Source organism: Flexithrix dorotheae DSM 6795 (assembly GCF_000379765.1).
GTDB classification, from domain to species: Bacteria; Bacteroidota; Bacteroidia; order Cytophagales; family Flammeovirgaceae; genus Flexithrix; species Flexithrix dorotheae.
In genome coordinates, this window is sequence record NZ_KB903456.1 from 5,001 (window position 1) to 19,742 (window position 14,742).

The 14,742-nt window shown below is 35.4% G+C and carries 11 protein-coding genes and 2 rRNA genes (1 of these 13 cut by a window edge); 9 read left to right on the plus strand and 4 right to left on the minus strand.

What is annotated here, in order from left to right; genetic code table 11:
- The 7 genes from A3EM_RS0124695 to priA all read left to right on the plus strand — a co-directional run.
- Positions 1–190, plus strand: a 23S ribosomal RNA gene (locus tag A3EM_RS0124695) (it extends 2,635 nt beyond the left edge of the window).
- 82 nt (positions 191–272) lie between these two features.
- Positions 273–384 (plus strand): 5S ribosomal RNA (gene rrf, locus A3EM_RS0124700).
- Between the two features lie 107 nt (positions 385–491).
- Positions 492–1,244: a sulfite exporter TauE/SafE family protein gene (locus tag A3EM_RS0124705; RefSeq protein WP_044239736.1), complete on the plus strand. Its 753-nt coding sequence runs from the start codon at positions 492–494 to the stop codon at positions 1,242–1,244.
- A gap of 30 nt (positions 1,245–1,274) precedes the next feature.
- Entirely contained in the window at positions 1,275–2,396 is a 1,122-nt protein-coding gene (gene hemW, locus A3EM_RS0124710; protein ID WP_020530931.1) for a radical SAM family heme chaperone HemW, read from the plus strand.
- A 199-nt stretch (positions 2,397–2,595) separates the two neighbouring features.
- The gene (locus A3EM_RS0124715) at positions 2,596–3,666 is read left to right on the plus strand and encodes a M42 family metallopeptidase (protein WP_020530932.1); all 1,071 of its coding nucleotides are present in this window, start codon (positions 2,596–2,598) and stop codon (positions 3,664–3,666) included.
- 222 nt (positions 3,667–3,888) lie between these two features.
- Positions 3,889–4,413: an NUDIX domain-containing protein gene (locus A3EM_RS46225; RefSeq protein WP_020530933.1), complete on the plus strand. Its 525-nt coding sequence runs from the start codon at positions 3,889–3,891 to the stop codon at positions 4,411–4,413.
- A gap of 42 nt (positions 4,414–4,455) precedes the next feature.
- Positions 4,456–6,978, plus strand: coding sequence for a replication restart helicase PriA (priA, locus tag A3EM_RS0124725; protein ID WP_020530934.1), 2,523 nt, complete (start codon positions 4,456–4,458; stop codon positions 6,976–6,978).
- Positions 6,979–7,043: 65 nt separating this feature from the next.
- Here priA and rseP read toward each other — a convergent pair whose 3' ends face one another.
- Together rseP and A3EM_RS0124735 are read right to left on the minus strand one after the other, a co-directional pair.
- The gene (rseP, locus tag A3EM_RS0124730; RefSeq protein ID WP_026210574.1) at positions 7,044–8,357 is read right to left on the minus strand and encodes an RIP metalloprotease RseP; all 1,314 of its coding nucleotides are present in this window, start codon (positions 8,355–8,357) and stop codon (positions 7,044–7,046) included.
- Positions 8,358–8,539: 182 nt separating this feature from the next.
- On the minus strand, positions 8,540–9,691 hold the full coding sequence (locus A3EM_RS0124735; RefSeq protein ID WP_020530936.1) for a 1-deoxy-D-xylulose-5-phosphate reductoisomerase: 1,152 nt from the start codon (positions 9,689–9,691) through the stop codon (positions 8,540–8,542).
- Between the two features lie 296 nt (positions 9,692–9,987).
- Between A3EM_RS0124735 and A3EM_RS0124740 the strand changes: the two genes are divergently transcribed.
- Together A3EM_RS0124740 and A3EM_RS46230 are read left to right on the plus strand one after the other, a co-directional pair.
- Complete coding sequence (locus tag A3EM_RS0124740; protein ID WP_020530937.1) at positions 9,988–11,526, plus strand: YifB family Mg chelatase-like AAA ATPase; 1,539 nt, start codon at positions 9,988–9,990, stop codon at positions 11,524–11,526.
- 35 nt (positions 11,527–11,561) lie between these two features.
- The gene (locus A3EM_RS46230; RefSeq protein WP_020530938.1) at positions 11,562–12,791 is read left to right on the plus strand and encodes a LysM peptidoglycan-binding domain-containing protein; all 1,230 of its coding nucleotides are present in this window, start codon (positions 11,562–11,564) and stop codon (positions 12,789–12,791) included.
- Between the two features lie 69 nt (positions 12,792–12,860).
- Here A3EM_RS46230 and A3EM_RS46235 read toward each other — a convergent pair whose 3' ends face one another.
- Positions 12,861–13,421, minus strand: coding sequence for a DUF922 domain-containing protein (locus tag A3EM_RS46235; RefSeq protein WP_157638069.1), 561 nt, complete (start codon positions 13,419–13,421; stop codon positions 12,861–12,863).
- A gap of 287 nt (positions 13,422–13,708) precedes the next feature.
- A complete protein-coding gene (locus A3EM_RS0124760; protein WP_020530940.1) occupies positions 13,709–14,536 on the minus strand; it encodes an energy transducer TonB in 828 nt (275 codons plus the stop codon).
- Between the last annotated feature and the right edge of the window lie 206 nt (positions 14,537–14,742).

The following is a 14,742-nucleotide window of genomic DNA, read 5'->3' on the forward strand; positions in this document are numbered from 1 at the left end:
GTGGCGTCAGCTGCACCGCAGGGTAGCTATGTTCGGAAGGGATAAGCACTGAAAGCATCTAAGTGCGAAACCCACCTTAAGATGAGGCTTCTATATAAGGGTCGTTAGAGATGATAACGTTGATAGGCTGCAAGTGTAAAGTCAGAGATGGCAAAGCTGAGCAGTACTAATTGCCCAATTACTTTCTTAAAACAACCATGTGTTGGCAGTGTTTTACTAATCACAACATGTTAATTAACTAAAAAATATAATATTTATAATATTAAAGACTTAATGGTGACAATAGTGCAGGTGAACACCTCTTCCCATTCCGAACAGAGAAGTTAAGCCCTGTCACGCCAATGGTACTGCAGTAATATGTGGGAGAGTAGGTAATCGCCAGTCTTATCATTTTTGAGCCTCACTAAGAATATTAGTGAGGCTCTTCCTTTTTATATGGATTAGGTTTTTTGGAAGAGATTGATATTTTAGAATCTCTGAAATAAATAATAATGGAATATTCCCTTTTTGATTTAAGTAATTTCCAGATTTTTTTGATAATGCTTTCGGGAATATTAATAGGCATGTCAAAAAGTGGCTTATCCGGGGCAGGAATGGTTGCTATTCCTATATTTGCTTTAACTTTTGGAGGAAAAGCATCTACCGGAGTATTGCTTCCTCTTTTGGTTTTTGCAGATATTTATGCTGTTGCTCATTATAGAAGGCATGCAAATATTCAGCACTTATATAAACTATTACCCTGGGTATTAGCAGGTTTATTCATAGGAATTTATATTGGAAACTCTATTCCGGATATTCTTTTCAAGAGAATCATTGCAATCGGTGTGATAGTGTCCATTCTACTGTTGATTTTTAACCAATTAATAAAATCTGGTGATTTTTTTAAAAACAACAAGATTATTTCCCCAGTATTTGGCACCTCAGGAGGATTTACAACAATGGTGGGAAATGCGGCAGGACCTATTATGTCCGTATATTTTTTGTCGAAAGGGATGTTGAAAAACTCTTTTATTGGTACAAAAGCCTGGTTTTTTTTGTTGCTAAATTTATTTAAAATTCCCTTACATATTTTTTTCTGGGGTACTATTACGGTGGAGTCTTTTTTATTTGATTTACAGATATTACCCTCAATTCTTTTAGGTGTGTTTATTGGAATAAAAGTGGTAAAAATTATTCCCGAATCTGCTTATCGGATTTTTGTAATAATTGTAACTTTGATCTCTTCTATTCTTTTATTTTTTTAATTTAATGGCCATTCACAGGCTGGATATAAAATGGCTGGAATTTATCTACATATTCCCTATTGTAAAAAGGCATGCCATTATTGTGATTTTCACTTCAGTACAAATTTTTCCACTAAAAATGAACTAGTAGATGCGATTTCAGAAGAATTAAAAATCCAAAAGGCCTTTATTAATTCTGATATTGAAACTGTTTATTTTGGAGGAGGTACTCCATCACTTTTAAGTCTTGAGGAATTATCAATAATTTTTAATGCTATTTGGAAGAACTTCAATATAGTGGAGAATGCTGAAATTACACTTGAATGTAACCCTGATGATTTGTCATCCCAAAAATTGAAAGACCTTCAAAATCTGGGTGTGAACAGGCTAAGTATTGGGGTGCAGACATTTGACAATGAATTACTGAAGTTTTTAAATCGCGCCCATTCTTCTATTGAGGCTGAAAACGCTATAAAAAAAGCCCAAGATCAGGGCTTTGAGAATATAACCATTGATCTAATTTATGGTATTCCGAATAATTCCCACAATGTTTTAGAAACTGATTTAAAAAAGGCCATTAGCTTAGAAGTTCCCCATATTTCAGCATATTGTTTAACTATAGAAGAAAGAACAGTTTTCGGAAATTGGCTTAAAAAAGGGAAAATTAATTCTCCAAATGAAGATTTCGAAGCAGAACAGTTTGAAATAGTTGTTGATTATCTGAGGAGAAATGGATATGAGCAGTACGAAATTTCCAATTTTGCCAGAGATAAAAAATATTCAAAACATAATTCAAACTATTGGAACCAAACTTCATATTTAGGTATCGGGCCGGGTGCCCATTCTTTTAATGGAGAGATTAGACAATTTAATATCAGAAATAATTCAAAGTATATTAAATCTATAATGAAGGGGATTATTCCCGCAGAAATAGAATACCTTTCTCAAAATGAAAAGGTTAATGAATTCATTCTTACTACATTACGAACGATTTGGGGAAGTAATTTAGATTTTATAAAATCCCGGTATAATATTGATTTGCTAACGTTAAAGCAAAAAGAATTAGAGGATTTTGTTAAATTTAATTTGGTAAGTTTACTAGATAATCATATTGTTCTTACAGATAAAGGAAAACTTCAGGCAGACTGGATTACTTCAAAACTTTTTTTGTAAGAAAAAATAATTACCCTTCCATATAAATTATTTCTATTTGAGTATTCTTAAAGAAGCTGTCTAAAGCAAAACCTTTTATTTCTCACCAAGAAATCCTTTACTTTAGACAACTTCAAATATAAAGTGGTTTTCTTCACCATTTTTAATGGCAATTAAAAAGAATAATTAAATTTGAGAAAAGGATAATGAAATAGAGATTATGAAAAAAGAGAGTAAAAAGTTCTTATTTAAATATTTGAATAATGCTTCGCCAACAGGATTTGAATCTGCAGGACAAAAGATTTGGCTGGATTATTTACAACCATATATTGATGAATATTTCACAGATACATATGGAACAGTTGTGGGAGTTATTAATCCTGAAGCAAAGTACAAGGTTGTCATTGAAGCTCATGCGGACGAAATCTCCTGGTTTGTAAATTATATTTCACCGGAAGGGTATATTTATGTGAGGAGAAATGGTGGTTCTGATCATCAAATTGCACCTTCAAAAAGAGTAAATATCCATACTAAAAAGGGAGTTGTGAAAGGCATTTTTGGCTGGCCTGCTATCCATGTCAGAGACTTAGCCAAAGAAGAATCACCCTCTTTAAAAAATATTTTTATTGATTTGGGTTGTTCGAATAAGGAAGAAGTTGAAAACCTGGGAGTCCACGTGGGATGCGTAGTTACTTTTGAGGACGATTTGATTGAATTGAATAAAAAGTATCTTGTTGGAAGGGCTCTGGATAATAGAATTGGCGGGTTTATTCTTTCGGAAGTTGCAAGAAAATTAAAGGAAAATAAGGATAAATTACCTTTTGGACTCTACATTGTGAATGCTGTTCAAGAAGAAATTGGGCTCAGAGGTGCGGAAATGATTGCGGAACGTATAAAACCAGATGCTGCTATCATAATAGATGTTTGCCATGATACTACAGCTCCAATGTATGATAAAAAACAACAAGGAGATCAAAAATCTGGTGGTGGACCTGTGCTAACTTACGGACCAGCTGTTCAGAATAATCTTTTGGACATGTTAATTAAAGTTGCTGAAAAAAATAAAATCAATATTCAAAGAGCAGCAGCCTCAAGAGCAACAGGAACAGATACAGATGCTTTTGCATATTCGGGGATGGGAGTAGCTTCAGCACTCATTTCTTTGCCGCTAAAATACATGCATACTACAGTGGAAATGGTGGACAAAAGCGATGTGAAAGATGTAGGGGACTTGATTTATCACTTTCTCAAACAATTGAAAAAAAATCACGATTTTAGATATTTAAAATAATTGGTAAGAGGTTGGACAGAAAACACTTTCTTATAATTTGCCTCAACTGATTGAAACTGAGATGTAGTTTATCAACATTAAAAAAATACTGCTACTATTGGCAATTTGTAAGTATCTGACAAAACCTTTTACCTAATAAAAATTTAGGGCATATCTAAAATTGTATTTTAATTAAAAGCAGGCTGTCCAATAAAGGCAGCCTTTTATTTTTACAAAAAAGATATGAAAGAATATAAAATTGAAACAAATCAGGAAGTTAATCTTAATAATTTAAGGGCTGATAAACTACCTTTGGAAACTTATGAAAAAGCCCACCAGTCTTTAGTCCAGTTTTGCCATGATATCCTTGTGGAATACAATGGTGGAATACTTTTGATTGTAAGAGACAATTTTCCGGCAAAGGGAATTTTATGGTCATTGGGAGGGAGAGTAGAAAGAGGATTGCCTGCTGAGAAATCGGCTATCAAAAAAGTGAAGGAAGAATGTAACCTTGATATATTTGATGTTAAGGAACTTGGGTTTGCCAGAACATTTTTCCACACAGATCCTTTTGGTCATGGAAATGGAACTGATACCGTGAATGTATTGTATTTTGCAAAAGCTAAAGGGGAGTTGAAATTGGATGATTTGCACTCACAACCCGTGATTTTAAAGAAGGAAGCTTATACTGAAGCTTTTAGAAATGCATTGCATCCATATATGCAGGATTTTCTTGATAGTGCAATCCCTTTATTGGAAAGTGAATAACTTTGCTTTATGATTTAGATATAAAGTCTTATATATTTTTTGATGGACCATCCTCATACTGAAAGAAAAACTTTATTTGCAGATATTCTCCTTCCTGTTCCTCTTGCTCAATACTTTACCTACCGGGTTCCTTTCGATCTGAACGAAAATGTTATAGAAGGAGGCAGGGTAATTGTGCAGTTTGGCAGAAGGCGGGTACTTACGGGAATTGTGGTAAAAATTCATGAAAACCCTCCTCAAAATTATGAGGCCAAATATATTCTGGAAAATCTGGATGAAAACCCTGTTGTAAATTCTTTGCAAATTCAATTTTGGGAATGGATTGCAGAATATTATATGTGTACCGTTGGGGAAGTAATGAATGTGGCCATTCCCTCAGGATTAAAATTATCCAGTCAATCCAGAATTCAAATTAACCCTGAATTTGATTTTGAAAACGCTTCCACCACATTTACAGAACAGGAAACCAAGCTAATTCAGGTACTCCGGGAAAATGAATCTTTACCCTATGATCAGGCCTCTGAAATCCTGGATTCAAAAAATATTTATCAGATTATCAAATACCTGATAGCCAAAAGAGCTATTCTGATTTTTGAAGAAGTAAAAGAAAAATATAAGCCAAAAGTTGTAAAGAAAATAAGGCTTAATCCGGAGTTAGCCTTAAATGAAGAGAGCCTTGAAAAAGTATTCAATGCTTTAAAATCCAATTCCAAACAAGAGCAGGTTTTACTAAAATATCTTTCCCAGGTTCCTATCTATTCCAACCCCTTGCTAAATGAAAAGGGAATTCAAAAATCAATTTTCTTAAATGATGAGCATAATCAGGTCTCTCCGTCATCTTTGAAAACCCTGGTGAAAAATCAAATCATGGAGGAGTTTGATGAGATAGTTTCCCGGTTTGAGGACCTGGAAACTTCGGATAGCTCTGAAATGAAGTATCAGGTAGAATTAAGTGATCGCCAAAAAAAGGCAAGAGAAGAAATTCTGGAAGGATTTAATGACAAAGAAATTAGTTTACTATTCGGAATAACAGGCAGTGGAAAAACTGAAATATATGTCAGTTTAATAAAAGATGCCATTGAAAGTGGTTCTCAGGTTTTATTACTCTTACCCGAAATTGTATTAACCACCCAAATGGTAATCCGGTTAAAAAAAATATTTGGTGGAAAAGTGGGGGTATACCATTCCCGTTTTTCGGACAATGAAAGAGTAGAAGTATGGAGGGGAGTAGCTGAGGGGACTTTTTCATTTGTAGTTGGTGTACGCTCGTCTATTTTCCTCCCCTTTTCCAATCTGAGTTTAATAATTGTAGACGAAGAACACGATTCTTCTTATAAACAATATGACCCGGCACCAAGATATAATGCCAGGGATTCGGCTATGATCCTAGGACGCTTCCATCATGCCAAAGTTTTGCTTGGCTCGGCTACTCCTTCTGTAGAAAGTTATTTTTTAGCAAAAAGGGGGAATTATGGGCTTGTGCGTCTTCAGGAAAGATTTGGAGGTGTGGCATTACCTGAAATACAACTGGTTAATACCTTAAAAGAGAAAAAACAGAAAAAAATGAAAGGAGAGTTTTCTTCTGTTTTGGTTGAGGAAATTGAGAAAAATATTGAAAATGAAAAACAAACCATTTTATTTCAGAACAGGCGTGGATATGCTCCTTACTTAATGTGTGAAGATTGTGGATGGATTCCCAAATGTGATAGTTGCTCGGTAAGCCTCACTTACCATATGTATAGAAACACCATGGTTTGCCACTATTGCGGTTATAAAGAGGCTCTTCCCAGGTCATGTGTTTCATGTGGGTCTACCAAAATAGTTACAGTTGGTATTGGTACAGAGAAAATTGAGGATGAGTTGAAGGCCATGTTGCCCAATATAAATGTGGGGAGAATGGATTTGGAAACTACCAGGAAAAAATACAGTTACCAAAAAATTTTGAATGATTTTGCCAACAAACAGATTGATGTTTTAGTGGGAACTCAAATGGTAAGTAAGGGGCTTGATTTTGATCATGTGGATTTGGTAGGAATTTTCGATATTGATCGTTTAATTCATTTCCCCGATTTTAGGTCTCATGAAAAAACTTTTCAATTGATCACTCAGGTAAGTGGAAGGGCAGGAAGAAGAGCTTCCAAAGGATTAGTTCTAATTCAAACAGGAAATCCAAAACAGCCTTTACTAAACAAAATAGCTTCACATGATTACGAAGGTTTTTTCTCAGGTGAAATAAAAGAGCGACAAAACCATTTATACCCTCCTTTTACCCGCTTGATCAGAATTACAGTAAAACATGAAAACAGGGAAGCCAGAGACCAGATCGCTGAAAAATTAGCCATAAAACTGAAAAACAGTTTTGGAACTAAAATGGTATTAGGCCCGGAAAACCCGATAATTGATAAAATCAGAAACTTTTACCTGAAGGATATTCTGATCAAAATGAGAAGGGGAGGAGGTAATCTGAAAAAACAAAAGGAAATCATTAAAGAAGCCATTGAATCTGTAAGAGATACCAAACGGTTCAAACAATTTCCCATAGTGGTAGATGTAGATTGCCTGTAAAGAAAAAGCCTTCAGAAGTTAGTTCTGAAGGCTTTTTTTTTCTTTTTAACTCAAAATCAAACTGATTAGAATAATTTATAAATATCATTTCCAAAGGCGAAAACCATCAGGCAAAGTAGAAGTACCATCCCTATTTTTTGAGAGGCCTCTAAAAACTTATCTGAAGGAGGTCTTCCGGAAACTATTTCATAAGATAAGAACACAACATGTCCACCGTCAAGCGCTGGAATTGGCAATAAGTTCATAAAGGCTAATACCATGGAAAGCATTCCGGTAATGGTCCAGAATTTTACCCAATCCCAGGTTCCTCCAAAAATCTGAGCAATTCCTATTGGTCCGCTTAATGAATCAGAAGCCGAAACATCACCCTGAAATATTTTGTTGAAAGCTTTTAGCTGCACCGTAATCACTGCAAAAGCCTCTACAGTTCCCAATTTTACCGACTCGGAAAGAGAATAGTTTTTAATGGATGGCTCTAATAAATATTTAATAAAAAAACCAACCTCACCTTTTTTATCCACCTGAATATTCAATAGCTTTTCCCCCTCATCTCTTTTTACCTTCACAGCTACTTCTTTGTTTTTATTACTTTGAAGAACGGCCCGAAATTCATGCAAATAATTAATAGGCTGGTCATTTACTGCCACAATAACATCATCAGCTTTTAATCCTCCCTTCTCTGCATTACTTCCCTGCTGAAGTTTTTCAACTTTAAATGGAATACGAATATCCATAAAGTTTTTATTGACATTTTTATCGCTAAGCCGACCAATAAAATCTGCTGGAATTGGAATATCAACCTCTTTGCCATTCCTTAAAACAGTATAGAAACTTCCTGTTTCCAATAGAAAATTAGGGTTTCTGGCATCATTAAAGTTTTCGAACTCCTTTCCATTAAGTTTAATGATTTTATCCCCATCCTGAAGACCAATTTCTTCTCCCAGTTCGGTTACATATATACCGTGTTTGTTAACTTCATCCACAGAAAAGTACCGGTCACCAAGAAAATACTGAAGACCTATAAAAATGATAATTCCGGTAATTACATTGATGATAATACCTCCAAGCATTACAATCAATCTTTGCCATGCTGGTTTCGATCGGAATTCCCAGGGTTTAGGTTCAGTAGCCAGTTGGTGAGTATCAAGGGATTCATCTATCATTCCCGATATTTTCACAAAGCCACCTAATGGAAGTGCTCCGATAGAATATTCGGTTTCGCCAACTTTTACCCCAAATATTTTGGGGGGAAACCCAATGGAATATTTTTCTACCCGCATCCCAAAAACTTTTGCTGCAACCAAGTGCCCTAACTCATGCAATCCAACCAAAATAGACAACCCTAATAGTAATTGAGCTGCCATTATTAATCCTTCCATAAAGTAATTGAATTTTTCAAAATTATTTCTGAAGAGCAAGCTGGTTTTCCAAATGGTATATTGCTCAAAGAAAAAATGTTTTAAATAAAAAAATAATTGTCAGTGTTCTTTTGTCTTGAGAAACTACACTCAAGCCCATTTGGTTCTGACAACAAAAAATGCGCTTTTCTGTAAAAATTGATTTATACAGATTGTTTTGCCAGTTCTCTTGCCAATTTGTCAGTGGCAATATAATCTTCAAGGGAGGGATTTTTCACAAAATCCACTTTTGAAATACAGGCTTCGTTTAGCCTGGCAATGTCAAGGAAATTAATTTCCTCTCTCAAAAATCTTTCCACTGCAATCTCATTTGCTGCATTTAATGCACATGGCATATTTCCAGCTTTCTCCAAAACATCAAATGCCAAAGCAAGGTTCTTAAAGGTTTTAGAATCTGGCTTCTCAAAAGTTAATTGTGAGTAGTCAGTAAAATTAAACCTTTCGAAGTCGGATTTCAAACGCTTTGGAAATCCAAGTGCATATTGAATAGGAAGTTTCATATCAGGTAAACCCATTTGGGCTTTTATACTTCCATCCTCAAACTGCACCATCGAATGAATAATTGATTGAGGATGAACAATAACATCCACTTGCGAACCTGATAAGTTGAAAAGCCATTTGGCTTCAATTACTTCAAGTCCCTTATTCATTAAACTGGCGGAATCAATAGTTATTTTTGCGCCCATCTCCCAATTTGGATGTTTTAAAGCATCCGCCTTAGTAACCTTCAATAATTGATCTACAGTTTTGCCTCGAAATGGCCCGCCAGAAGCAGTGAGAATAATCTTTTCAATAGGATTTCCTTCTTCCCCAACCAAACACTGAAAAATGGCTGAATGTTCTGAATCAACAGGAAGGATTTTGATGTTTTGCTCAGCAGCCAGTTGAGTAATTAGCTCCCCTGCAACCACCAGAGTTTCTTTATTGGCCAGGGCAATATCTTTTCCTGCTTGAATAGCCTTAATTGTGGGCTTAAGTCCTGAATATCCTACCAGGGCTGTTAATACAATATCGATATCATCCATTGAGACTACTTCCTCCAAAGCTTTGGCACCAGAGAGTACTTCAATCCCTTTGGATGATAAGGCCTCTTTTACAGATTGGTATTTTGCTTCATTTCCGATAACAACTTTCGAAGGGGAGAATTTTTGAGCCTGCTGAATCAATAAATCAGCATTATTTTGTGCGGTTAATACCAGAACTTCAAATTTATCCCGATTTGCCTGAATTACTTCCAGGGATTGTGTGCCGATTGATCCGGTTGAGCCCAGGATAGCAATTTTTTTCTTTTCCATGTCCACGCCTTTGCTGTTAGTCCTTATGGTAATAATGGATTTGGATAATCATAATAAATCATTTTTCCATTTCTGAATACAATATTATAAAAAGCCTCCACAAAGTCTTTGTTTTGTAGAAAAAATAATATTTATAATCGTGTACATTTTTATAATTTCAGGTTTTTAGGGTAAAATAATAAGTGTTTCATTTATGGTTATTTTTCAAAAAATAAAGATAAAAACCTATATTACAATAATAAAAATCGGAGAATAAGGGTATTTACTAAAGATTATAGATTAAAAGTGAAAGAAGAATGATTGCAAAGACTTTTGGATGTTCAGTTTCCGGAGTGGATGCTTCTTTGGTGACTGTGGAAGTAAATGTAATAAATGGGACAAGTTTTTACATGGTGGGGCTTCCGGATAATGCTGTAAAAGAAAGTCAGCAGCGTATTGAATCTGCTATAAAGCATTTAGGATACCATATGCCCAGGCAAAAAGTGGTGGTAAATATGGCTCCTGCCGATGTCAGAAAAGAAGGATCTGCTTACGATTTACCAATTGCCTTAGGTATACTTGCCTCCTCCAACCAAATACATACAGATTTACTTGAAAAATATGTAATTTTGGGAGAACTTTCTCTCAATGGGGAATTACGGCCAATTAAAGGCGTCTTGCCAATAGCAATAGAAGCCAGAAAACAAAAATTTAAAGGATTTGTACTTCCCAAAAAAAATGCTTCAGAGGCTGCTATTGTAAATAACCTTGATGTAATTGGGGTGGACAATATTAAAGAGGCTATTGACTTTTTTGAAGGAAATAAGAAGATATCCCCCCTTCAGGTAGACACGAGAGATATATTTTTTGAAACTCAGAACGAGTACGATGCTGATTTTTCAAGTGTCCAGGGACAGGAAAACATTAAAAGGGCGTTAATGGTGGCTGCGGCAGGCGGACATAATGTTATCATGATCGGGCCTCCTGGAGCGGGAAAAACCATGTTGGCAAAAAGACTTCCTTCAATTTTGCCCCCATTAAGCCTACAGGAAGCGCTGGAAACGACCAAAATTCATTCCGTAGCTGGAAAATTAGGGGAAAATGCCAATCTTATTGCCAGAAGGCCATTCAGATCTCCGCATCATACTATAAGCGATGTGGCTTTGGTGGGAGGAGGTGGTAATCCCCAACCTGGAGAAATTTCACTTTCTCATAACGGGGTCTTGTTTTTGGATGAACTTCCCGAATTTAAAAGAACAGTGCTTGAGGTGATGAGGCAGCCCTTGGAAGAAAGAAGGGTAACTATTTCAAGAGCAAAAGTTTCGGTTGATTTCCCTGCAAACTTTATGTTAATTGCCAGCATGAACCCTTGTCCGTGTGGTTTTTACAATCACCCGGAAAAAGAGTGTGTTTGCCCTCCTGGAGGCGTTCAGCGCTATTTAAATAAAATCAGTGGGCCACTATTAGATCGGATTGATTTGCATGTAGAAGTAACCCCTGTTTCCTTTGATGAAATGACATCGGAACGAAAAAATCAAACAAGTGAAGAAATACGGAACGATGTGATTAAGGCACGAACATTACAATCTGAAAGGTTCAATAATTTTGAGCAGGTTCACTGCAACGCCATGATGTCTTCTCAGTTGGTGAAAGAGATTTGCAAAATTGATCAGCAGGGTAAAGTCCTATTAAAAACAGCCATGGAAAAACTCGGCCTCTCTGCCAGAGCTTATGATAGAATTTTAAAAGTGGGAAGGACAATTGCAGACCTTGCAGGAAGCGAAAATATTAAAATGGAACATTTGGCAGAAGCCATTCAGTTTAGAAGCCTGGATAGAGAAGGTTGGGCTTCTTAAGTTTCAATTTTTTGAAGTATAAATTTTTTTTCAATATGCTAACCAAACCTAAAACCATTATCCCAGCTATTTTACTGTTTTTTCTCTTAAGTGCGGTTTCAACTTTGGATGATGATTTTAAATTTAAACAATTGCAATACGAGAATGTAAAAACGGCTTATATTGATAAAGAAAATGACATGAAAAAACTGGTTCTTAAAAAGGGGATCAAGTCATTTGCCAATCATATGCTCCTGAGGGTTTTTAAAGCTGAAGAAATTATCGAATTGTACATTAAGCCCCCTAATGCAACCTCCTACACTCTTTTAAAGAAATATAAAATCTGTGAAAAAAGCGGGGAATTTGGTCCAAAAACCAAACTTGGTGACAAGCAAATTCCCGAGGGTTTTTACAATATAGAACTTTTCGATCATGAAAATGAGCATTTTCTGGGTTTAGGAATAAATTACCCCAATCAGGCCGATAAAAACAGAGGCAGCCAGAATGATGAAGTTTTTTTGTGGGGTGGTTGTAAAGCCAATGGGAGTATTCCTGTTTCGGATGAAGGAATAAAGGAAATTTATGTAATGGCTGTAGAGGCAAAGGCTGCTGGTCAGCAAAAAATTCCAATTCAAATTTTTCCTGCAGGGCTTACCAGCAAAAATCTGGATAAACTACAAAATTTATATCCTGGTGATAGCTATTTAAGTCAATTTTGGGCTTCGTTGAAAGTAAATTTCGATTATTTTAATGCCAATAAAAAGGAGTTGAATTATTCCGCCACTCCAAATGGGGTTTATACTTTTCATACAGGGGATGAAACTATTAATGTTCCTCAGGAAAGTCCTGAGGTTATAGCCAAAAACAATAAGCCTTCTACTACACTTCCCAAAAACATTGAAACCAAAAATGAGGTTTCACCCCAAGGAAGTGTAGCATCAATTCCTCAAAAAGAAGTGGAGCAAAAAACTCAATTAACTCGTACAAAATCAGTTTCAGGAGAAGAATTGCACACTGTAGAGAAAGGGGAAACACTTTTTGCGATTTCCAGAAAACATGGCATCACTTTAAATGAACTAAAATCCTGGAACCGATTGTGGTCCAATAATATTAAGGTGGGGCAGCAATTGAAAGTGAGTAAGCCTAAGTTTTATGAAGTTCACAAAGGAGATACAATGTATTCTATTGCAAAGAAAAATGGGATATCCTTAGATGAACTCCAGAAATTAAATGGGAAGGATAATTACCTTTTGGCAGTTGGGGAAATAGTGCGGATAGTGCCTTGATCAGTCAAATTTAAATATTTTAAATAACCACAATCCGAAATTGCTTAGGGTATAAATTAGTACCGGCACCTATTCTTTGAAAGCATATTCTTCCAGTGCAGAAAGTTCAGTGGCTACTTTTTCATCCCATTCATCTTGTTTTTCCAAGTTGGAACCGTAAGCGGTATCAAGGTTATATTGTCTTTGGTAAGCATTCAATTCAGTCATTTTTTGTTTATAAATTTCCTGAATTTCAGATTTGTAGGCGGTTTTTGAAAATGAAGTGCTGGCAAATGCTTTCCGCATTTTTCTGGCATGGAGTTCTGCTATATCAAATTGCAATTGTTCATGGTTCAATAGTTTATCACTTTTTTTATCCTCAATCACCCAGGATTCCATGGGAAGGAAAATTGTCTTCACTGTGAAATCAAAAGCAATACTGTCTCCAATAAGTTTCCCTCCATATTTCAGATCTATTTTAAACTTGGTATGTGCCGCTTCATATTCTTTTCCCACATGGTCACTTTTATAGTCACTCCATTGTAATGGTTTTTCCTTTCTCCATAAATAATCATCGGTCTGTGCTATTGAAATATTTATAAAAACAAATGAAAAAATTGTCAGTGCAAATAGACTTTGGTGTTTAAACATTCCTTGAAGTTTTACAGAAAAATAACGGTTTTCTATTTTTGAAATTAATGAAATTTTTGATTTCGGGTACAATAGCCTATGATAAAATTTTTAAAAGGATAAGACTTAAATGCTACTATTAATCTTAACAACTGTCTAGTGGGAATTAAACAATTTCATGAAAATTATATTGCTGGAATAATAAGGATGGATTGGAGAAATAATTGAACACCCGCATAGAGAAAAAGGCAATAGATAAAAACCTAATGCCTTTTTAAATTAATTATGCCCAATTAATAATTTTTTGTTTACATATCAGCAATTTTAAAAGTAATCGGGATTACCATTATTTGTTTCACTGCTACTCCTCTTTGTTTACCTGGTTTCCATTTTGGGGCTAGTGCAAGTACTCTTATCGCTTCCTCATCACAACCGAATCCTATTCCTCTAACCACATTCATGTTAGTTAAAGAGCCATCTTTGTCTACTACGAATTGCACATAAACTTTCCCGGCTACTCCAACATCAAGTGCTTTTCTTGGATATTTCAGGTTTTTGCCTACAAAGGCGTAAAACTCTTTATATCCACCACTTGGAGTTGCAGGATCTTCCACAATTTGGAAAATTTCTTCAGCAACTTCTACTTCTTGTTCTTCTTCAATATTGACTTCCACTTCTTCTACAATCTCGTCTTCACTGGCTTCCACATCCAGGTCAATTTCTATTTCCTCTTCAATTTCCACTTCATCAGGTACTTCCACAATTTCAGGTTGTGTAATTTTGGGTGGAGGAGGAGGTTTGTGCTCAGTGGGAGGAATTTCCTGCATTTCCTCTATCATTTCCCGATCACTGGTGAGTTGCACTAGTGATTGTTCTTCATAATCGGGAAATTCGAATATGGCCAGCACAATGGAAAGGGTGAAAATTAAACCAATATTATAAATAAGTCCCTTATAATTATTAATATCCACTCCCGGATATTTTTTTTGTAAAACGTTTGCGGTTGGCGGGTGAGCCAAAACTTCTTTTGCTTCTCTTTTTAGAATGTATTTTAAGAGTATAATTATACCAAATAAGGAAGCCATAAAAAGTAAAACGATTCCGGGGAAACCCAGTGTGTTTAGCAAATTAATCATGGCGAAAAGATTTTGGTTAAGGAGATGCTATATTGAATAGCGAACAACCAAATCTATCTTCAGAATTTGACTAAAATAATGATTGGAATCACTCATTAAATTGACTTTAATCAAGACTGAAAGTCAAGTTTTGGTGAGGATTAGTAGAGAAGATCAAAAAATAATTTATTATTAAACTTAATCTGGTGAAAAAGGATTTTACAGGA